Origin of the sequence: Streptomyces sp. TLI_105 (assembly GCF_900105415.1) — a bacterium.
Classification (GTDB): domain Bacteria; phylum Actinomycetota; class Actinomycetes; order Streptomycetales; family Streptomycetaceae; genus Streptomyces.
In genome coordinates, this window is the sequence record NZ_FNSM01000001.1 from 6698539 (window position 1) to 6717278 (window position 18740).

The 18740-nt window shown below is 73.0% G+C and carries 16 protein-coding genes and 2 tRNA genes; 11 read left to right on the forward strand and 7 right to left on the reverse strand.

Annotated elements, in window-relative coordinates; all coding sequences use genetic code 11:
* Positions 1 to 2 precede the first annotated feature (2 nt).
* Together BLW86_RS30680 and BLW86_RS30685 are read right to left on the reverse strand one after the other, a co-directional pair.
* The gene (locus tag BLW86_RS30680) at positions 3 to 560 is read right to left on the reverse strand and encodes a CGNR zinc finger domain-containing protein (protein WP_093877042.1); all 558 of its coding nucleotides are present in this window, start codon (positions 558 to 560) and stop codon (positions 3 to 5) included.
* A gap of 191 nt (positions 561 to 751) precedes the next feature.
* A complete protein-coding gene (locus BLW86_RS30685) occupies positions 752 to 1165 on the reverse strand; it encodes an SsgA family sporulation/cell division regulator (protein ID WP_015032345.1) in 414 nt (137 codons plus the stop codon).
* 189 nt (positions 1166 to 1354) lie between these two features.
* On the opposite strand from BLW86_RS30685, the gene BLW86_RS30690 reads away from it, so the two are divergent.
* Positions 1355 to 1777 (forward strand): TIGR02611 family protein, encoded by a 423-nt coding sequence (locus BLW86_RS30690; RefSeq protein WP_093877043.1) that lies wholly within the window; start codon positions 1355 to 1357, stop codon positions 1775 to 1777.
* A 54-nt stretch (positions 1778 to 1831) separates the two neighbouring features.
* A tRNA-Val gene (locus BLW86_RS30695) sits at positions 1832 to 1906 on the forward strand.
* 50 nt (positions 1907 to 1956) lie between these two features.
* Here the strand turns inward: BLW86_RS30695 and BLW86_RS30700 are convergent.
* Positions 1957 to 4632 carry an SCO7613 C-terminal domain-containing membrane protein gene (locus BLW86_RS30700; protein ID WP_093877044.1) on the reverse strand — a complete coding sequence of 892 codons (2676 nt, stop codon included), beginning with the start codon at positions 4630 to 4632 and terminating at the stop codon, positions 1957 to 1959.
* An 83-nt stretch (positions 4633 to 4715) separates the two neighbouring features.
* Here BLW86_RS30700 and BLW86_RS30705 point away from each other — a divergent pair, with 83 nt between their 5' ends.
* Entirely contained in the window at positions 4716 to 5162 is a 447-nt protein-coding gene (locus BLW86_RS30705; protein WP_093877045.1) for an SRPBCC family protein, read from the forward strand.
* A gap of 39 nt (positions 5163 to 5201) precedes the next feature.
* Positions 5202 to 5273, forward strand: a tRNA-Val gene (locus tag BLW86_RS30710).
* A gap of 75 nt (positions 5274 to 5348) precedes the next feature.
* Here BLW86_RS30710 and BLW86_RS30715 read toward each other — a convergent pair.
* Positions 5349 to 6077: a 3'-5' exonuclease gene (locus BLW86_RS30715; RefSeq protein WP_177181793.1), complete on the reverse strand. Its 729-nt coding sequence runs from the start codon at positions 6075 to 6077 to the stop codon at positions 5349 to 5351.
* A 121-nt stretch (positions 6078 to 6198) separates the two neighbouring features.
* On the opposite strand from BLW86_RS30715, the gene BLW86_RS30720 reads away from it, so the two are divergent.
* The 3 genes from BLW86_RS30720 (at position 6199) to thrS (ending at position 10276) form a co-directional block, all read left to right on the forward strand.
* Positions 6199 to 6765 (forward strand): DUF4365 domain-containing protein, encoded by a 567-nt coding sequence (locus tag BLW86_RS30720; RefSeq protein WP_093877046.1) that lies wholly within the window; start codon positions 6199 to 6201, stop codon positions 6763 to 6765.
* On the forward strand, positions 6765 to 8078 hold the full coding sequence (locus BLW86_RS30725; RefSeq protein ID WP_093877047.1) for a serine/threonine-protein kinase: 1314 nt from the start codon (positions 6765 to 6767) through the stop codon (positions 8076 to 8078). The genes BLW86_RS30720 and BLW86_RS30725 overlap by 1 nt, the downstream gene beginning before the upstream one ends.
* Positions 8079 to 8299: 221 nt before the next feature.
* Positions 8300 to 10276, forward strand: a complete 1977-nt coding sequence (thrS, locus tag BLW86_RS30730; protein ID WP_093877048.1) for a threonine--tRNA ligase — start codon at positions 8300 to 8302, stop codon at positions 10274 to 10276.
* Positions 10277 to 10305: 29 nt separating this feature from the next.
* Here the strand turns inward: thrS and BLW86_RS30735 are convergent, their stop codons facing one another.
* Positions 10306 to 11004, reverse strand: coding sequence for a potassium channel family protein (locus BLW86_RS30735; RefSeq protein WP_093877049.1), 699 nt, complete (start codon positions 11002 to 11004; stop codon positions 10306 to 10308).
* Positions 11005 to 11069: 65 nt separating this feature from the next.
* On the opposite strand from BLW86_RS30735, the gene BLW86_RS30740 reads away from it, so the two are divergent.
* Positions 11070 to 11633 (forward strand): HIT family protein, encoded by a 564-nt coding sequence (locus tag BLW86_RS30740; protein WP_030692008.1) that lies wholly within the window; start codon positions 11070 to 11072, stop codon positions 11631 to 11633.
* A 27-nt stretch (positions 11634 to 11660) separates the two neighbouring features.
* On the opposite strand, the gene BLW86_RS30745 is transcribed toward BLW86_RS30740, so the two are convergent.
* Together BLW86_RS30745 and BLW86_RS30750 are read right to left on the reverse strand one after the other, a co-directional pair.
* On the reverse strand, positions 11661 to 13316 hold the full coding sequence (locus BLW86_RS30745; protein WP_177181794.1) for a hypothetical protein: 1656 nt from the start codon (positions 13314 to 13316) through the stop codon (positions 11661 to 11663).
* 173 nt (positions 13317 to 13489) lie between these two features.
* Entirely contained in the window at positions 13490 to 15706 is a 2217-nt protein-coding gene (locus tag BLW86_RS30750; protein WP_093877051.1) for an elongation factor G-like protein EF-G2, read from the reverse strand.
* Positions 15707 to 15986: 280 nt separating this feature from the next.
* On the opposite strand from BLW86_RS30750, the gene pgsA reads away from it, so the two are divergent.
* From pgsA to BLW86_RS30765, 3 genes are read left to right on the forward strand one after another with little or no spacing between them, the layout of a single operon-like run.
* Positions 15987 to 16649 carry a phosphatidylinositol phosphate synthase gene (gene pgsA, locus BLW86_RS30755; RefSeq protein WP_093877052.1) on the forward strand — a complete coding sequence of 221 codons (663 nt, stop codon included), beginning with the start codon at positions 15987 to 15989 and terminating at the stop codon, positions 16647 to 16649.
* A complete protein-coding gene (locus BLW86_RS30760) occupies positions 16646 to 17560 on the forward strand; it encodes a phosphatidylinositol mannoside acyltransferase (protein ID WP_093877053.1) in 915 nt (304 codons plus the stop codon). Before pgsA ends, BLW86_RS30760 begins: the two co-directional genes overlap by 4 nt.
* Positions 17557 to 18711 carry a glycosyltransferase family 4 protein gene (locus BLW86_RS30765; protein WP_093877054.1) on the forward strand — a complete coding sequence of 385 codons (1155 nt, stop codon included), beginning with the start codon at positions 17557 to 17559 and terminating at the stop codon, positions 18709 to 18711. The genes BLW86_RS30760 and BLW86_RS30765 overlap by 4 nt, the downstream gene beginning before the upstream one ends.
* Positions 18712 to 18740: the final 29 nt, after the last annotated feature.

Here is an 18740-nt window from a genome sequence, read left to right on the forward strand (position 1 = left end):
GCTCAGCCGGCGGCTTCCTTGCGGCGCGCCCGGTACGCGGCCACGTGCAGACGGTTGCCGCAGGTCCGGCTGTCGCAGTACCGGCGCGAGCGGTTGCGCGAGAGGTCCACGAAGGCCCGGCCGCAGTCCGGCGCCTCGCAGCGCCGCAGCCGCTCCTGCTCGCCCGCCACGACGATGAACGCCAGGGCCATGCCGCAGTCGGCCGCGAGGTGGTCCGCCACCGAGGCGCCCGGCGCGAAGTAGTGCACGTGCCAGTCGTAGCCGTCGTGGTCGGTGAGCTGGGGGGTGGTGCCCGCGCCCGCCACCAGCTGGTTGATCAGGGGGGCCGCGATCCGGGCCTCGGGGGCGGAGAAGACCGCCGCGAACTTCTCGCGCACCTCGCGCACGGCGCGCAGGTCGTCGGGGCCGAGCTCACCCACGCCGCTGACCTTGTGCGCGTCCAGGAAGTCGTGGAGCTCCGGGACGTCCGCGAGCTCGTCGGCGCGGTCGCCCTGGGGCGCGGTGTTCATCAGATCGACGACGGTGTCGAGGGCGATCCGGGTGTCGTGGGGGATCAGCACGATTCGCTCCCTGGCCGGCCGCGGGCGGGCGCCCGCGGAATGGCGCTGACTTTAGCGCGCCCCGGAAAACGACACCGGCGCCCGCCACCGCGCCGGCTGCGCGGTGGGAGCGCCGGATCTCGTGCCTATGTGACTGTCCGCGCGGCGCCGTCTCCCCGAGTCGGACGGCGCCGTGCGGCTCTCGGCCTGGCTCAGCTGTCGGCCAGGATGTGGGAGAGCTCCGTGTCCAGGTCGAAGTGCCGGTGCTCGGTGCCCGGTGGCACGGCGGCGTCGGTCCTCTTCAGGAACGACTCCAGGGCCCTCGCCGGGGCCTCGAGCAGGGCTTCTCCCTCGGGGGAGCTCAACGCGATGCAGACGACTCCCTGACCGTGGCTGCGGGACGGCCAGACGCGGACGTCGCCCGTGCCGGTGGGGCGGTGCAGCCCCTCGGCGAGAAGGTCGCGGGCGAAGACCCACTCGACCGTCTCTTCGGCTCCGGTGTGGAAGGTGGCGTGCACGGCATACGGATCGGCCGTGTCATACCGCAGGCCCGCGGGTACAGGCAGTGATGACTCGCTCGACACAACGAGGCGCAGGTGCAGCTCGCAGCTGACCGTGGTGTTCATAAGCGCCAGGGCCTTTCGCTCAGTGTGCGCTCGGGGATTCGCACGTCGGCGAAATCGACATGCCACCTCCGGTGCCGTTGTAAACCCCTCTGTCGGTTTTGTGGCCGTTCAGGTAGCTCGTATGGGGGCGTGTGACCTGCGGTAATACCGCCATTCCGGTGGGGGCTCCCCGTCCGGTAAGTTGGGGGCATGAATGCGGAGAGTGACGAGCGCGCCGGGGAGTCCGCGGACGGCCAGGAAGCCGAACTGGGATCCCGCGCACCGGAGTTCATCAAGTCCCGGCGAGGCCTGCATCTGAGCTGGCAGGTCGGCGTCTTCGTCGTGGGGCTCGCCGTGGTCGGCGCCGGAGTGGTGATGCTGCCGCTCCCGGGACCCGGCTGGCTGGTCATCTTCGGCGGCATGGCGATCTGGGCGACCGAGTTCGTCTGGGCCCAGCTCGTGCTCCGCTGGACCAAGCGCAAGGTCACGGAGGCCGCCCAGCGCGCCCTCGACCCCAAGGTCCGCCGCCGGAACATCATCCTCACCACCATCGGTCTGGTGATCGTCGCCGCCCTGCTGGGCGTCTACCTCTGGAAGTTCGGCTTCGTCATGCCGTGGAAGATCGACGAGTGACCTTCCGGTGGTTCGGAAGCACCGCTGACATGCGGTAATGTTTGCGGTGCGCCGGGGCGATTAGCTCAGCGGGAGAGCACTTCGTTCACACCGAAGGGGTCACTGGTTCGATCCCAGTATCGCCCACCACCCGGCCCGAAGGCCCGGAGACGGAACACCGTCTCCGGGCCTTCGGCGTCTCACCGCATCCGCCCGAGCCGCTCCCGCAGCCGCCGGGCGTCCCGCAGCCGCTGCTCGTACGTGGCGCCCACCGCGAGCAGCAGCAGCCCCGCCAGGGCCGGCGGCAGCCAGCGCGGCAGCGCGCCCACCACCTGCACCACGTACGGCGCCAGCTCGTGCAGCCCGTCCAGGACGAGCACCACGCCGCCCAGCACCAGGAGCGCCTGGAGCCGGAAGCGGGCGCCGAGGAGCGTCACCACGAGCGCCGCGCCCCCCAGGGCCAGCGGGCGCACCCACTCCGGGTCCACCCAGGCCGCCGGCAGGCTCGGCAGCAGCGTCACCGCCAGGCCGGGGCCGTACGCCGTCCAGGACGAGGCCTCCGGGTCCCGGCGCCGCCGCAGGTACCCGACGACCAGTGCGGGCACCGACACCGGCAGCGTGTACGCCTCCGGGGCCGTCACGTCCCAGACCGCGAGCCGCACCCACGTGGCGAGCAGGAACAGCACCGCCGCCGTCCACGAGCCGAACCGCCGCCGCTCGGGCCGGACGGCCGTGGCCGCCGCGATCACCCCGCCGAGGGCCAGCGCGAGCGCGAGGAACGCGGGCCGGGACGCGGCGATCCCGAGGGCGAGCAGCCCCACGGCCCCGCCCGTGACCTCGACCGCCAGGGCCACCGGGCGCGGCGCCCGGGAGCCGAGCGCGGCGGTCGCCGCCGGGACGAGCAGCAGCGCGAACGCCGTCCACCGGTCCTCGAACCCGCCGGCGGCCGCCACCGCGAACACGAGTCCCGTCGCCGCGAGCACCGCACCGACGGCGGAGACCACCCGGCGCGCGTCCCCGCCGAGCACCGCGACGCCCGTGAGGAGCGCGAGGACCGCGCCGAGCGCGGCGAAGGTGGCGCCCCGCACGTCCAGGGCGAGCGCCACCGCGCTCAGGGCGGACGCGACCCCGCCGGCGTACGCGGTCCACCCGAGGACGGTCCCGGCCTCCAGGACCGGCTTCCGTGACGGGGAGGGCGCCCAGGAGGGCCAGGGCGTCCCGGGCCCGGAGGCCTGAGGCGCGGCCGCCTCCGGAGAGACCTGGCGGCCGGTCGGGGGCAGGCCGCGCGTCAGCGGGCCCGGACGGACCGCGATCCACAGGGCCGCCGCCGAGGTCAGCAGCTGGAGGGAGAGCGTCGCCGCGTACGGCAGGTCGAGGGAGACCGGCAGGGCGGTGAGCAGCGCCCAGGCGAGGGCGAGGGCCCCGCAGCGGGCCCAGAGGCGGGGGAGGACCGCAAGGGCGGCGACGGCCGCCGCGAGGACGAGGAGGGCGGTCGCCGGGTAGGAGGCCAGGGCACGCGCGGCGTGCTCGCCCGACCAGACGTCGGTCGTCCGGGCCACCGGCCCGAGGAGCCCCGCCACCACCGGCGGCAGCGCCCACACGACCCCGAGCGCCACGACACCGGCACCCGCACCGACCAGACCGATCCGTATCCCACGCGGCACACGCCCCCCGAAGCCGCCGGCGCCGGACTCCGCGCCTACGGAGGCCGCCGGGGCGGACTCCGCGCCGACCGGAGCCGTCGACCCCGAGCCGGCGCCGGTCGGGGCAGCCGCGCCGGAACCCGCGTCGGCCGGGCCGGACCCCTTGTCGGCGGGGACCGTCGGGTCGAGGCCCGAGGCCGCCGGGCCGGAGCCCGGGCCCGTCGAGCCGGGCCCTGCGCCCGTCGGGACCGTCGGCGCGTCGCCCAGGCGCCACACCGCGGTCAGGGCCAGGGCGCAGAGGACGTAGCCCGGGACCACCCAGTCCGGCGGGAGGGCCGTGCGCAGGAGACCGCCCGCGGCCGTCAGGATCGCCAGGCCCGCGACCGCCGAGGTCGCCGCCGCGAAGGCGGGGACGCGCCGGGCCGCGTACAGGGCGACCGCCGCGCCCGCGAGGAGGAGCGGTGCGCCGCTCCACGGGGAGACGAGGGAGAGCCAGCCGCCCGTCAGCAGGGCCCAGCCGCCCAGGCCGGTCGCGGCCGTGGCCGCCGTGATCCGGACGGACGCCGGTCGGGCCCACAGCACGACCGCCGCGTCCGCCGTCGCCGTCAGGAGCGCCGCCCACGCGAAGGCCGTCGACCCGCCCCCGGCCGCGAGCGCCCCCAGCGGCAGCGGCAGCTGCGCCGCGACCACGGCGGCCGGCAGCGGGATCCGCAGCCGGGACGACACCGAGCCGTACGCCGTCCACGCGCCCGCGAGGACCGCCGACGCCACGGCGGTGTACCCCAGGCCGTCCGTCTCCGCCAGCGCCACCCGGTGCAGCGCGTACGCGTCGAGCACCATCAGGACGAGCCCCAGCGCCGCCACCGACTCGGCCGTCGACACCAGGCCCTTGCGCAGCAGCGCCACCGGCGCCGCGAGCGCCGCACCCGTCACCACGGCCAGCACCGTCGCGCGGGCGCCGATCCCCATCGAGCCCCAGCTCACCAGGGTGAAGGCGACCGCCGCGATCGCCAGCAGCGTGCCGCCGAGCGTCAGGAGCACGTTCTGCGCGCTGCGGGGCGTCGAGTCCGCGACCGGCGGTCGCGGGTGGAGCGGGGCCGCAGCGACCGGCGGGTACAGCACCTGGACCAGCCAGGCGCGGCGGGCCAGCAACTGGGACCGGCGCGCGTCGAGTTGCGCCAGCTCGCGGTCGACGAGCACCAGCTCGTCCGCGGGCGGCAGGGAGTTGTCCATACCCGGAGTGTGGCTCCGGCCACAGCCGGCGGGAATGCGTCCCGGTACTCAGATTCCCGCCTGAGTACGCCCACACTGGGGGCATGGACTGGTGCCGGTACCGCTTCCGCTGCGTCTGGCGGCTCGCCGCCCCGCCCGACGCCGTCTACGCGGTCCTCGAGCACGCCGAGGACTACCCCCGCTGGTGGCCCCAGGTCCGTGAGGTCGCCCCCCTCGACGACACCACCGGCACCGCCCGCTTCCGCTCCCTCCTCCCGTACGACCTCGTCGTCACCGTCCGGGCCCTGCGCCGCGACCCGGCCGCCGGCGTCCTGGAGATCGGCCTCGGCGGGGACCTGGAGGGATGGGCCCGCTGGACCCTCACGGTGGACGGGGCCGGCACCCACGCCCTGTACGAGCAGGAGGTGGAGGTCCGCGCCCGCCTCCTGCGGGCCCTCGCCGTCCCGGGGCGGCCGGTCTTCCGCGCCAACCACGCCCTGATGATGCGCGGGGGACGGCGCGGACTCGCCGCTCTGCTCGGCGCGGTTTGAACGAAGGGCGCGCGGGCCTGTATGGTTCAACCCGTTCCCGGGCGATTAGCTCAGCGGGAGAGCACTTCGTTCACACCGAAGGGGTCACTGGTTCGATCCCAGTATCGCCCACCGGGAGAGGCCGGTCCGTCGAAAGACGGACCGGCCTTCCGCATTCCCGGCCCCGTCATGCCATTCCCGGCCCCGTCACGCCGCCGTGCGCAGCTCCGGCCGCAGCGGCCACGCCGGGTCCACCGTCTCCGGCGTGCCCTGCCGGGTGAACCAGGCCTGGAGCCCCCGCGCCTGCGCCGCGTGCCACACCGCCTGGAGCGTGTGGAGCTCCGCCGGCGTCAGCCGCTCGAGGCGGGACGAGAAGCGCCGCGCCACCGCCCGTACGACATCCATCGCCGCCGTCGCGTCCGCCGCGGCGTCGTGCGCGCCCGACAGCTCGACCTCGTAGTGGGCGCACAGGTCCGTCAACGTCCTGCGGCCCTTCCGGTAGCGGTCCAGGTGCTTGTCCAGGACCCGCGGATCGAGCACGCACAGGGGGCTGCCCGCCGTGTAGTCGCCCAGCGTCGACGCCCGGTGCCGGCGCAGCTCGCGGTCCAGGATCGTCAGATCGAACGGCGCGTTCATCACCACCAGCGGCCGTCCAGCCGCCGACTGCTCGGCCAGCGCGCGCGCCAGCTCCTCCATCACCGGGGCCGGCCACCGGCCGTTGCGCTGGAGGTGATCGTCCGTCAGGCCGTGGACGGCCGTCGCCCCCTCCGGCACCGGTATGCCGGGGTTGACCAGCCAGCGCGTCACCCGCGGACGCGCCCCCTCCGTGTCCTGGACGACGAGGGCGGCCGAGACGATCCGGTCCTCCTCGACGTCGATTCCCGTGGTCTCCGTGTCGAAAGCGGCCAGGGGCCCTTCGTACCAGTGCATCGACATCCCCGAACTCCCTGCACACGTGCGGCAGATGGCCAACCCCCTGCCCCGAAACGGTGATACCCGGACTGTTTGCGTCGTACGCGGACCGGTCACAACACAAGGGACGGGGAAGGAAGACGACATGGCGCTCGCCCAGCCCGAGTCGGGAGGGCTGCCGCCCCAGCGGGTGGCACCGACGCGCGGCTCACTCGCCACCACCGCCTGCATGGAGACCCTTCAGGTGGGATACCTGCACGCCGTCGCCGCCGCGGCCGGCTGCTCGCTGTCCCAGCCCTTTCCGGACAACGGCATCGACTGGCACGTGAGCCACAGCGCTCCCGGGCACACCGTCGACGACGAAGTGACCATCAAGGTGCAGCTCAAGTGCACCTACCAGATAGCGCCGCGCCCGCCCGGCGGCGCGTTCTCGTTCACCCTCGACAACGACCACCTGGTGAAACTCGCCCGGACTCCGGTGTCCGTGCACAAGATCCTCGTCGTGATGCTCGTCCCGAGGTCACAGGAGGACTGGCTGAGGGCGAGCCACGACCGGCTCGACCTGCGGCACTGCTGCTACTGGATCAACCTGGCCGGGCACCCGGTCACGGGACGGCGCCGGACCACCGTGCGCATCCCGACGACGCGGATCTTCGACGACCGGGCGCTCTGCGAGATCATGACCCGGGTCGGGGTGGGAGGGAGACCTTGATGCACCGACCGATCGACGAACCAGGGTTCGGGGACGAGGGGGACGGGGCCGGGCGCGGCCCCGTCCCCCCGCCCTACCGGCCCCACCCGGCACCCGGCGAGACCCCCGGACCCTGGACCGGCGTCCCCGCCCCGCCCATCGGACCCTGGGCCGACACCCAGGGCGCGCCCGACCCGGGCAGGGTCGACCCGCGGGTCCTCGGCGCGCTGCTCGCCCGGCACGGCTGGCGGCGGCGCGGCGGTGCCGTGGGCCGCTACAGCCGCTGGACCCCGCCCGGCAGCGGCGCCGGCACCAGCCTCCTCGTCCCGGAGAGCCGCGCCTTCCCGGACTGCGAGGACCTGCTCGGCGAGGCGCTCACCGCCCTCGCCCGCAGCGCCACGCCCTCCGCCCGCGAGGTCCTCACCGGCCTCTCCGTGCCCAGCGACGAGATCCGCTGGTGGCGCGACGTGCCCCCGGGCCCGGCCGGCACCGTCCCCTGGACCGTGCAGGAGCAGCTCAGGTCCGCCGCCCGCCAGCTCCTCCTCGCCGGCGCCCTCGCCGTGCGCGGCCGGGCCGGCTACCACGGCGCCCGCCACCGCCGGGCCGCCCAGGCCTCCCTGGAGACCGTCGTGGTCGGCGCGGCGCCCGGCGGCCGCGGTCTCACCGCCTTCCTGCCGGTCGAACCGGGCCGCCCGATCGCCGTGCGGCTCTACCACGCCCTTCACGCGGCCCGCGAGGCCACCGACTACCAACGGGCCACCGGCGGCATGGAGGCCTTCGACGCCGCCGTCGAGGCGGGCGTCAGCCGCGAGCTCACCGAGGCCCTCGTCGCGCTCGTCCGGGGCACCGAAGGCGCCCGCGTCGCCCTGGAGTGGGCGCCGGCCGCCGGCGCGCCCCAGGGGTGCGCGACCCGGCCCGAACCGGTCGAGTTCTCGCCCGGCGACCTGCCCGCCCTGCGGGAGGCGAGCGCCCGCTATCTGACCGACGAGCCGTCCGTGCCGGTCCGGCTCACCGGCGTCGTCGTCCGCATGCGCCGCTCCGGGCCGCGCGGCGAGGGGATCGTGCGGCTGCGGGTGCTCGGCGGCGCGGAGGTGCCGCACGTCCGGGTCGCCCTCGACGAGGAGGCGTACCGCACGGCCGGCCACGCCCACCTCGTCGGTCTACCGATCCGGGTCGCGGGCCGGCTGGAGAGCCGTGGCGGCTTCCGCCGCCTCACCGACGCCACCGGGGTCGTCCCCGTCCAGGTCGACGAGACGGAGCGGGACCGGCTGCTGAAGGGCCTGCACGAGAACCTGGACTTCTTCGAGGAGGCGTGCGGGCCGGACGGGGAGTGAGGGCGGGGCGCGAGCGGGGTCGGGCGGGCAGCACGGGCCGGGCGAGGAGCGCGGTCGGGCGAGCACCGGGGCGCCGCGCGAAGCGGGCAGCGCCGGGAAACCCTTTCGCGGGCGGTGCGGACCGCTCGGTAAGATCGGTGACGACGCGGCACCTCGTCTCTGCCGCGCGTCGCCGGCGCCGGCACCTCGTGTCTGCCTGCGCCCTTATGTATGGAGCACCCGTGTCTGATGTCCGTGTGACCGTCCAGTCCGCCTCGGAACCAGAGGAGAGGGCGGTGAGCGCGGGCACCACCGCCGGCGCCCTGTTCGCCGACGACCGCACCGTCATCGCCGCCCGCGTGGGCGGCGAGCTGAAGGACCTGTCGTACGAGCTCGCCGACGGCGATGTCGTCGAGGGCGTCGAGATCTCCTCCCCGGACGGTCTCGACATCCTGCGCCACTCGACCGCGCACGTCATGGCCCAGGCCGTGCAGGAGCTCTTCCCCGAGGCCAAGCTGGGCATCGGCCCGCCGGTCCGGGACGGCTTCTACTACGACTTCGACGTCGAGAAGCCCTTCACCCCCGAGGACCTCAAGGTCATCGAGAAGAAGATGCAGGAGATCCAGAAGCGCGGCCAGCGCTTCGCCCGCCGCGTGGTGACCGACGAGGCCGCCCGCGAGGAGCTGGCGGACGAGCCGTACAAGCTGGAGCTCATCGGCATCAAGGGCTCCGCGTCGACCGACGACGGCGCGAACGTCGAGGTGGGCGGCGGCGAGCTGACCATCTACGACAACCTCGACGCCAAGACCGGCGAGCTGTGCTGGAAGGACCTCTGCCGCGGTCCGCACCTGCCGACCACCCGGAACATCCCGGCGTTCAAGTTGATGCGCAACGCGGCCGCCTACTGGCGCGGCAGCGAGAAGAACCCGATGCTCCAGCGCATCTACGGCACCGCCTGGCCGTCGAAGGACGAGCTGAAGGCGCACCTCGACTTCCTGGCCGAGGCCGAGAAGCGCGACCACCGCAAGCTGGGCAACGAGCTCGACCTCTTCTCCGTCCCGGACGAGATCGGCTCCGGCCTCGCGGTCTTCCACCCCAAGGGCGGCATCATCCGCCGGGTCATGGAGGACTACTCGCGCAAGCGCCACGAGGAGGAGGGCTACGAGTTCGTCTACTCGCCGCACGCCACCAAGGGCAAGCTGTTCGAGAAGTCCGGCCACCTGGACTGGTACGCCGAGGGCATGTACCCCCCCATGCAGCTCGACGAGGGCGTGGACTACTACCTCAAGCCCATGAACTGCCCGATGCACAACCTGATCTTCGACGCGCGCGGGCGCTCCTACCGTGAGCTGCCGCTTCGCCTGTTCGAGTTCGGCACCGTGTACCGGTACGAGAAGTCCGGCGTCGTCCACGGCCTCACCCGGGCCCGTGGCTTCACCCAGGACGACGCGCACATCTACTGCACCCGCGAGCAGATGGCGGACGAGCTCGACCGCACCCTGACCTTCGTCCTCAACCTGCTCCGCGACTACGGTCTGACCGACTTCTACCTGGAGCTGTCGACCAAGGACCCGGAGAAGTTCGTCGGCTCCGACGAGGTGTGGGAGGAGGCCACCGCGGTCCTCCAGCAGGTCGCCGAGAAGCAGGGCCTCCCGCTGACCCCCGACCCGGGCGGCGCCGCGTTCTACGGCCCGAAGATCTCCGTGCAGGCGCGGGACGCCATCGGCCGCACCTGGCAGATGTCGACCGTGCAGCTCGACTTCAACCTGCCGGAGCGCTTCGACCTGGAGTACACCGCGTCGGACGGCACCAAGCAGCGCCCGGTCATGATCCACCGCGCGCTGTTCGGCTCGATCGAGCGCTTCTTCGCCGTGCTCCTGGAGCACTACGCGGGCGCCATGCCGCCGTGGCTGGCCCCGGTGCAGGCGACCGGCATCCCGATCGGTGACGCGCACGTCGACTACCTGCACGAGTTCGCCGCCAAGGCGAAGAAGCAGGGCCTGCGGGTGGAGGTCGACTCCTCCTCGGACCGGATGCAGAAGAAGATCCGGAACGCCCAGAAGCAGAAGGTCCCGTTCATGATCATCGCGGGCGACGAGGACATGGCCGCCGGCGCCGTCTCCTTCCGCTACCGCGACGGTTCGCAGGAGAACGGCATCCCCGTCGACGAGGCGATCGCCAAGCTCGCCAAGATCGTCGAGGACCGAGTCCAGGTCTGACGACCTGAGCGTCCGACGACCTGAGTCGTTCAGGAGGCCCCTGGGAAATCCCCCGGGGGCCTCTTCCCGTCGCCACTCTCGTCCTCCCGGGTGAACACCTGGATCAGCCAGGACGAGAACGAACCCGTCACCGCGCCGAGCAGGGCCAGACCGACGCCCATCATGCCCACCGCCGTCAGGCGGCCCATCGGCGTCACGGGGGTCACGTCGCCGTAGCCCACCGTCGCCAGCGTCGCGCACGACCACCACACCGAGTCCCCGAACGTGCGGATCGTCGCGCCCGGTGCGTCGTACTCGAAGCTGTAGACGGCCAGCGCCCCCGCGAAGCCGAGCAGCCCCGCCGCCATGCCCGCGTACGCCATCACCCGGGCGTAGAGAGTGAGCCGGGGCTTGTCGCGGCGGCGCTGCACCCGGTCGTACACGCTCACCACCCGCAGCGGGCGCAGCAGCGGCAGGATCACCACCATCGCGTCGAGGAAGTGGTGGCGCACGAAGCGGAGCAGGCCGAGGCCGCTCAGCCTCACCCGCACGACGAAGTCCACGATGAAGATCGCCCAGCCCGTGTACGTCAGCGCGAGGCACAGATCGCGCAGCGGCCCCGACAGGTCGTGCCCGAGGACCCGCATCGCGTAGGCGGCGAGATAGACCAGGGCGGTCACCGTGAGCGGGGTCTCCATCCGGTCGTCCCAGCGTTCCTGCGCGGGCGGGATCAGCGGCCTCTCTCTCATCGGATCAGCATGGCCGCAGGATGGATCTTCCGCCCCGGCGACACGTTCCGAACGGACGACGCAATATGCTGCTCAGCATGACGACTGAGCCGGAGCAGCAGATCGGAGTGGGGACGCAGGACGCGTTCCAGCGCCTGTGGACGCCTCACCGGATGGCCTACATCCAGGGCGAGAACAAGCCGACCGGGCCGGGGTCCGAGGACGGTTGCCCGTTCTGTGTGATTCCGTCGAAGTCGGACGAGGACGGTCTGGTGATCGCGCGCGGCCAGGGCGTGTACGCGGTGCTCAACCTCTACCCGTACAACGGCGGTCACCTGATGGTCGTCCCGTACCGCCACGTCGCCGACTACACCGACCTCGACGAGGCGGAGACGGTCGAGCTCGCCGCCTTCACCAAGCGCGCGATGGTCGCGCTGCGGGCGGCGTCCGGCGCGCACGGCTTCAACATCGGCATGAACCAGGGCGCCGTCGCAGGCGCCGGCATCGCCGCGCACCTGCACCAGCACGTGGTGCCGCGCTGGGGCGGGGACACCAACTTCATGCCGGTCGTCGGGCACACCAAGGTGCTGCCCCAGCTGCTCGCCGACACCCGGAAGATGCTGGCCGACGCATGGCCGGCCACCCTGTGAGCCGCTGAGCGCCGTGGAGGACCCGGGTCAGGCTTCGTAGACGTCGGCCTTCTTCGGGCCCGGGTCCTGGACGCCGCCGCTGAGGAACAGCGAGCGGGCGGTGAAGCGCTCCGTGTCCACGTTGTGCTCGTCGAGCACCTTGAGCGTGGCGGCGTGGACGGCCCGGAGCACGGGCGTGGCCATGCGGATGGCGTCGTCGGCCATGAAGCGGTTCTTCCAGAGCGGCCCGGCCCAGACGTGCCGCAGACCGAAGGGCTCGGGCAGGGTCATCTTGCCGCCGAGGAACTCCAGGACCGGCGGGTACCAGGTGAGCGGGGCGCGCACCGCGAGCCGCACGATGTCGTTGGTCGTGAGCAGCGGCTGCTGGATCTCCTTCGTCTCCCAGAAGCGGACGGTCTTGGCGACCTCCCTCGTCTTCGCCTTCGGCTTCGTGGTGAAGAGGCTGTGCACGGGGCCGAGCGCGTGGCCGGTGACCTCGATCCGGAGCGTGTGGTGGAGCGAGGTGACGGTGACCATCATGGTGAGGACGAGATTCCCGTCCCAGAGCGTGAACTGCACGCCGAGGTAGTGACGGTTGCCCGCGCCGAACTGCTGGTCGTTGCAGATGCGCTGTATCTCGTGCGGCTTGACCTGGTAGTGGACGATGTTGTCGCCCTCGGGGCGGGTGACCTCGTCGGCGCCCTCGCCGATCGGGGAGACGATCCAGTGCTTGACGGTCGGCTTGGGGAAGCCGGTCTTCAGGGAGCCGCGCTCCAGGAGCGTCAGCTCGTCGTGGATCCTGCGGATGACGTCCCAGGCGCGGAAGGCGTGGAGCTCCCGGCCGGGCTGGGGGACCAGCTCCTCGGCGAGCGTCCAGCTGCCCCAGCGGGTGCCCAGACCGAGGATCCCCTTGGTGCCGGCGTAGAAGACGATGTTGGACTGCTGCTCCGCGGAGAGCTTCTCCAGGTTGAGCCGGAGGGCCTCCGCCTCCTTCTCGCCCGGGTCCTGGGGGACGGACTTGGGGACGTGCGGGCCGATCCCGCCGCCGCCGAGCAGGCCGGACCAGCGCTCGCGCAGGTCGACCGCGGCGTTCAGGCAGATCCGGCTCGCGAGGTACCAGCCGACGACCGGGGCGACGACCATCGCACGCAGGTAGTTCGGCAGGATCCCGTCGAAGGGCAGCCTGATCAGGACGAGCGCCGCGAAGAGCCCGGCGGCCCACAGGAGGGCGGTGCCGAGGGCGCTGTTCCGCTTGTTCTCGGAGCCGGCGACGAGGCGGCGCAGCTGGATGACGCCGAGCCAGAGCAGCAGTCCGGGCAGGAAGAGGACGCCGCAGAAGAAGGTGACCAGGGTCAGCTTGGTGTCGCGCTGCCTGCGCAGGTGGGTGGCGGCGAGGCAGTGCTCGACCACCGGCTGCGGCTCGGCCCCGAAGGACTGGATCAGGGCCTTGCGGGCGCCGCCGAGCATGCGGACCTGGACGGCGCGGGAGAAGGCCTCGCCGAGGTCGGGGCTGAAGAGCCCCCACTTCCCTTCCTTGACCGTGGTCTTGTAGAGCTCGTTGTCGGCTTCCTGGATCGTCTTGAGGGGGCTGTCCCGGTACGCGGCGGACGCGAGCGCGTTCGTCGCGCCCGTACCGCCCCCCGAGTTCTGGAGGGGGATCTGAGCCCCCGGTCCGAAACCGTCGATCGCCACTGCCGCCCCCATCGCGCGCGAGTACCTGTGCGGGCTGTTCCCAACTGCCGCGCCCCGCACACCTTCTGAGCTGGGCACCCCAGCGTAACCGGGCGCGGCCGGATGCGTCACTGCCTGTGGATATCGGCCGAATGACGTCCGCCCGGCAGCCGCCGGGCGGACGTGCACCCCTGTCATCCCGTCAACTAGGAGCCTTTTTCGGCCTGTTCGCGGAGCTTCGCGGCCAGCTGCGGCGGCATCGGCTCGTGCCGGGCGTAGGTGCGGTCGAACCGGCCGGTGCCGTGCGAGATCGAGCGCAGGTCGATCGCGTACCGCCCGATCTCGATCTCCGGCACCTCGGCCCTGACCACGGTCCGTCCGGGACCGGCCTGGTCGGTTCCGACGACCCGGCCGCGCCGCCCCGACAGGTCGCTCATGACCGGGCCGACGTACTCGTCCGGGACGAGGACGTCGACCTGGGCGACCGGTTCGAGGAGGTGGACGGGCACGTCGGCGGCCGCCTCGCGCAGCGCGAGCGCCCCGGCGGTCTGGAAGGCGGCGTCGGAGGAGTCCACCGAGTGGGCCTTGCCGTCCCGCAGGGTGACCCGGATGTCGACGAGCGGATGACCGGTGGCGAGCCCGCGCGCCGCCTGCGCCCGCACCCCCTTCTCGACGGAGGGGACGAACTGGCGCGGGACGGCGCCGCCGACCACCTTGTCGACGAACTCGATGCCACTGCCCGGCGGCAGCGGCTCCACGTCGATCTCGCAGATGGCGTACTGGCCGTGGCCGCCGGACTGCTTGACGTGCCGGCCCCGGCCCGAGGCGGCGCTCCCGAAGGTCTCGCGCAGCGCCACCTTGTACGGCACGGCGTCGACCTGCACGCCGTACCGGCCGCGCAGACGCTCCAGGGCGACGTCCTGATGGGCCTCGCCCAGGCACCACAGCACCACCTGCCGGGTGTCCTGGTTCTGTTCGAGCCGCAGGGTCGGGTCCTCGGCGACGAGCCGGGCCAGGCCCTGCGAGAGCCGGTCCTCGTCGGCCTTGCCGTGGGCCTGGACGGCCAGCGGCAGCAGCGGCTCCGGCATGGTCCACGGCTCCATCAGGAGCGGGTCGTCCTTGGCGGAGACGGTGTCCCCGGTCTCGGCGTGGCCGAGCCGGGCGACACAGGCGAGGTCACCGGCGATGCACTCCGCGAGCGGGCGCTGCTGCCTGCCGAAGGGGGAGGTGAGCCCGCCGACCCGCTCGTCCGCCTCGTGCAGCTCGTGGCCGTTGTGGGACGGGTCCGCGAGGCCGTGACCGGAGACGTGCACGGTCTCGTCGGGGCGCAGCGTGCCGGAGAAGACCCGGACCAGAGAGATCCGGCCCACGTAGGGGTCGGCGGCCGTCTTGACGACCTCGGCGACCAGCGGCCCCTCCGGGTCGCAGGTGAGCGGGGGACGGGAGCGGCCGTCGGGGGTGGTGACGGTGGGCGCCTCGTGCTCCAGGGGAGAGGGGAAGCCGCCCGTGATCAGCTCCAGGAGTTCGAGGGTGCCGAGGCCCTGCGCCCCGCCGTCGGCGGCGGGGGCGGCCGCGAGCACCGGGTGGAAGGCACCCCGGGCGACGGCCTTCTCCAGGTCGTCGACGAGGGTCTTCACGTCGATCTCCTCGCCGCCGAGGTAGCGGTCCATGAGGGTCTCGTCCTCGCTCTCGGCGATGATCCCCTCGATGAGCCGGGCGCGGGCCTCCGCGATGAGCTCCCGCTGCGCCTCGTCGGGCGGGTCCTCCCGGCGCACCCCGGAGGAGTAGTCGAAGATCCGCTCCGAGAGCAGGCCGACCAGGCCGGTGACCGGTGCGTGCCCGTCGGCTCCCTCGGCGCCGCGCACCGGCAGGTAGAGGGGGAGGACGGCGTCGGGGTCGTCCCGGCCGAAGAGCTCCGCGCAGACGGCGGTGAGCTCGGTGAAATCGGTGCGCGCGGTGTCGAGGTGGGTGACGACGATGGCGCGGGGCATCCCGACGGCGGCGCACTCCTCCCAGATCATGCGGGTGGAGGCGGCGACGGCGTCGGCCTCCTGGGCCGCCGAGACGACGAAGAGGGCCGCGTCCGCCGCGCGCAGACCGGCCCTCAGCTCCCCGACGAAGTCGGCGTACCCGGGGGTGTCGAGGAGATTGATCTTGTATCCGTCCCAGCCGACCGGGACGAGGGAGAGCTGCACGGACCGCTGCTGGCGGTGTTCGATCTCGTCGTAGTCCGAGACGGTGGCGCCGTCCTCGACCCGCCCGGCCCGGTTGACCGCTCCGGCGGTCTGTGCCAGGGCCTCGACGAGGGTCGTCTTGCCCGATCCGCTGTGGCCGACCAGCACCACGTTCCGCACGGCCGAGGGCCGGTCGGCCGTAGGAGCCCTGCCGGCGGCTCCGGCGGGGGTCTTCGCCTTGTCACCCATGATGTTTCCTCCCGACTGCTCGCACGATGCGGCGGGACGCGGGCGCGGGGGAGTGGTGTGTCGCGGTACGGCTCCTGCGGTGCCCGCGGTGGTCCTTCGAGCTTTGCACCGACGCCAGGAAGCGTCCATACGTCGTACACGCCGGAGCCCCCCGGGGGGACGTCGGCGGGACGCCGACGCGACGGGACGGGTGCCCGCCGGTGCGCCGGGACGGGCGTGGCTACGATGGGCGAGCCGGTGGTCGTAGGGGCCGCGCGGCCCACCGAACCTCGGGAAGGCCATGCTGAACAAGTACGCGCGTGCCTTTTTCACGCGTGTCCTCACACCGTTCGCCGCGTTTCTGCTCCGGCGGGGCGTCAGCCCCGACGCGGTCACGCTCATCGGCACGGCGGGGGTGGTGGCCGGTGCGCTGGTCTTCTTCCCCCGCGGGGAATTCTTCTGGGGCACCATCGTCATCACCCTGTTCGTCTTCTCCGACCTCGTCGACGGCAACATGGCCCGGCAGGCGGGGATCTCCAGCCGCTGGGGAGCCTTCCTCGACTCGACGCTCGACCGGGTCGCCGACAGCGCGATCTTCGGCGGCTTCGCGCTCTGGTACGCCGGCAAGGGCGACGACGACATCCTGTGCGCCGTGGCGATCTTCTGCCTGGCGAGCGGCCAGGTCGTCTCGTACACCAAGGCCCGAGGAGAATCGATCGGCCTGCCCGTCGCCGTGAACGGTCTCGTCGAGCGCGCCGAGCGCCTGGTGATCTCGCTGGTCGCCGCGGGCCTCGCAGGACTCCACACGTTCGGCGTGCCCGGCATCGAGGTCCTGCTCCCGGTCGCCCTGTGGATCGTGGCCGTCGGCAGCGCCGTCACCCTGGGTCAGCGCGTCGTGACCGTGCGTCGGGAATCGGCCGAGGCGGACGCCGCCGCGGCCGGGGGCGGAGGGGCGGCCTCGTGAGCACCCTGAAGGAGCGCCTGAGCGACGGGCTGTACGGCGCCGGATGGGCGACCGTGAAGAAGCTGCCGGAGCCGGTGGCGACGGGCCTCGGCCGGCGGATCGCCGATTTCGCGTGGAAGCGCCGCGGCAAGAGCGTGCTGCGCCTGGAGTCCAACCTCGCGCGCGTGGTGCCGGACGCCACGCCCGAGCGGCTCGCCGAACTGTCACAGGCCGGCATGCGCTCGTACATGCGGTACTGGATGGAGTCCTTCCGGCTGCCGACCTGGACCAAGGAGCGGGTCGAGCGGTCCATCGACATCAAGGACCGCCACTATCTGGAGGAGGGCCTCGCCTCCGGGCGCGGTGTCGTCCTCGCCCTGCCGCACCTGGCCAACTGGGACCTCGCGGGCGTCTGGGTGACCCGTTCGCTCGGCGTGCCCTTCACGACGGTCGCGGAGCGGCTCAAGCCCGAGTCGCTGTACGACCGGTTCGTCGCCTACCGCGAGTCCCTCGGCATGGAGGTCCTGCCGCACACCGGCGGCTCCGCCTTCGGCACGCTCGCGCGCCGGCTGCGGGCCGGCGGCCTGGTCTGCCTGGTCGCCGACCGCGACCTCTCGGCCTCCGGCACCGAGGTCACGTTCTTCGGGGACACGGCACGGATGCCGGCCGGCCCGGCGATCCTCGCCCAGCAGACGGGCGCGCTGCTGCTGCCCGTGACGCTCTGGTACGACGACACGCCCGTCATGAAGGGCCAGATCCACCCGCCCGTCGACGTACCCGAGTCGGGTACGCGGGCCGAGAAGACGTCCGTCATGACACAGGCGCTCGCCGACGCGTTCGCCGGCGGCATCGCGGACCACCCGGAGGACTGGCACATGCTGCAACGACTGTGGCTCTCGGACCTGGACGGGCGGGAGGGACCGGGCGCGTGAAGATCGGGATCGTCTGCCCGTACTCCTGGGACGTGCCCGGCGGCGTCCAGTTCCACATCCGCGACCTCGCCGAGCACCTCGTCCGGCTCGGCCACGAGGTCTCCGTCCTCGCCCCCGCCGACGACGACACCCCGCTGCCGCCGTACGTCGTCTCCGCGGGCCGCGCCGTGCCCGTGTCCTACAACGGCTCGGTGGCCCGGCTCAGCTTCGGCTTCCTCTCCGCCGCGCGGGTCCGCCGCTGGCTGCACGACGGCACCTTCGACGTCGTCCACATCCACGAGCCGACCTCGCCGTCGCTCGGACTGCTCACCTGCTGGGCGGCGCAGGGGCCGATCGTGGCCACCTTCCACACCTCGAACCCTCGCTCGCGGGCCATGATCGCCGCCTACCCGATCCTCCAGCCCGCCCTGGAGAAGATCAGCGCCCGCATCGCGGTCAGCGAGTACGCGCGGCGCACGCTCGTCGAGCACCTCGGCGGCGACGCGGTCGTCATCCCCAACGGCGTCGACGTCGACTTCTTCGCCCGCGCCGAACCGAAGAAGGAATGGCAGGGCGAGACCCTCGGCTTCATCGGCCGCATCGACGAGCCGCGCAAGGGCCTGCCCGTCCTCATGCGGGCCCTCCCGAAGATCCTCACCGAGCGCCCCGGCGCCCGGCTCCTCGTCGCCGGACGGGGCGACGAGGAGGAGGCCGTGGCCTCGCTGCCCGCCGAGATGCGCTCCCGGGTGGAGTTCCTCGGCATGGTCAGCGACGAGGACAAGGCGCGGCTGCTGCGCAGCGTCGACGTGTACGTGGCGCCCAACACCGGCGGCGAGAGCTTCGGCATCATCCTCGTCGAGGCGCTGTCCGCCGGCGCGCCCGTCCTCGCCTCCGACCTCGACGCCTTCGCGCAGGTCCTCGACCAGGGATCGGCGGGCGAACTCTTCGCCAACGAGAACGCCGAGGCGCTCGCGGACGCGGCGATCGCGCTCCTCGGTGACGGGGCGCGGCGCGCGGAACTGAGCGCCCGGGGGTCGGCGCATGTGCGCCGCTTCGACTGGTCGACGGTGGGGGCGGACATCCTCGCCGTGTACGAGACGGTGGCGGACGGGGCGGCGGCGGTGGACACGGACGAACGCACGCCCGGCTTGCGAGCGCGCCTGCGCTTGTAGGACCTCGCCTTGCGGGACCGCTGCCCGTA

Bases quoted from the DNA above. Each gene is read 5' to 3' on its own strand.
- BLW86_RS30685 (WP_015032345.1), bottom strand. From the start codon at position 1,165: ATGAACACCACGGTCAGCTGCGAGCTGCACCTGCGCCTCGTTGTGTCG.
- BLW86_RS30690 (WP_093877043.1), top strand. From the start codon at position 1,355: ATGAATGCGGAGAGTGACGAGCGCGCCGGGGAGTCCGCGGACGGCCAG.
- BLW86_RS30700 (WP_093877044.1), bottom strand. From the start codon at position 4,632: ATGGACAACTCCCTGCCGCCCGCGGACGAGCTGGTGCTCGTCGACCGC.
- BLW86_RS30705 (WP_093877045.1), top strand. From the start codon at position 4,716: ATGGACTGGTGCCGGTACCGCTTCCGCTGCGTCTGGCGGCTCGCCGCC.
- BLW86_RS30715 (WP_177181793.1), bottom strand. From the start codon at position 6,077: ATGTCGATGCACTGGTACGAAGGGCCCCTGGCCGCTTTCGACACGGAG.
- BLW86_RS30720 (WP_093877046.1), top strand. From the start codon at position 6,199: ATGGCGCTCGCCCAGCCCGAGTCGGGAGGGCTGCCGCCCCAGCGGGTG.
- BLW86_RS30725 (WP_093877047.1), top strand. From the start codon at position 6,765: ATGCACCGACCGATCGACGAACCAGGGTTCGGGGACGAGGGGGACGGG.
- BLW86_RS30735 (WP_093877049.1), bottom strand. From the start codon at position 11,004: ATGAGAGAGAGGCCGCTGATCCCGCCCGCGCAGGAACGCTGGGACGAC.
- BLW86_RS30740 (WP_030692008.1), top strand. From the start codon at position 11,070: ATGCTGCTCAGCATGACGACTGAGCCGGAGCAGCAGATCGGAGTGGGG.
- BLW86_RS30745 (WP_177181794.1), bottom strand. From the start codon at position 13,316: ATGGGGGCGGCAGTGGCGATCGACGGTTTCGGACCGGGGGCTCAGATC.
- BLW86_RS30750 (WP_093877051.1), bottom strand. From the start codon at position 15,706: ATGGGTGACAAGGCGAAGACCCCCGCCGGAGCCGCCGGCAGGGCTCCT.
- pgsA (WP_093877052.1), top strand. From the start codon at position 15,987: ATGCTGAACAAGTACGCGCGTGCCTTTTTCACGCGTGTCCTCACACCG.